General features: G+C 55.6%; 1 protein-coding gene. It reads right to left on the reverse strand.

Annotated elements, in window-relative coordinates; genetic code table 11:
- Positions 1 to 283 (reverse strand): endodeoxyribonuclease RusA (locus C5P05_RS00355; protein WP_114967976.1); only part of this gene is annotated, 283 nt, incomplete at its 3' end.
- Positions 284 to 369 lie beyond the last annotated feature (86 nt).

Genomic DNA, 369 nt, shown 5'->3' on the forward strand with positions numbered 1-369 from the left:
AACGGCTGTCGTCAACACCCAGGGCGCGGGCCATGCCATCGAGTAGCGCCTTGCTGGCGGCCAGCATGTTGTCCAGGTCACGCGCATGCTTGTCTGGCGTCAGAAATAGCAAGGACAAAGGGATGTAACCCTCGGGCGCCACATAGCCGACAGCGGCTTGTTTAGTCAGGTAAAAGGCGTCTTCTTTTTGCTTATTCTTGACGGCCAGAGTCTTGCGAAAGTGATTGCCATTCTTGCGATTGGGAAATAGGCTTGCGGCTGGAAATGGGAGTTTGATGATCATCACTTCACCCTCCGCACCGACTGCAGCGCCGACTTGATAGCCAACTCCTGCATAGGCTTTCCCTGCGCTTTGTAGTGCGCCTGGAG

This window comes from Rhodoferax ferrireducens, from assembly GCF_003347515.1.
Classification (GTDB): domain Bacteria; phylum Pseudomonadota; class Gammaproteobacteria; order Burkholderiales; family Burkholderiaceae_C; genus Rhodoferax.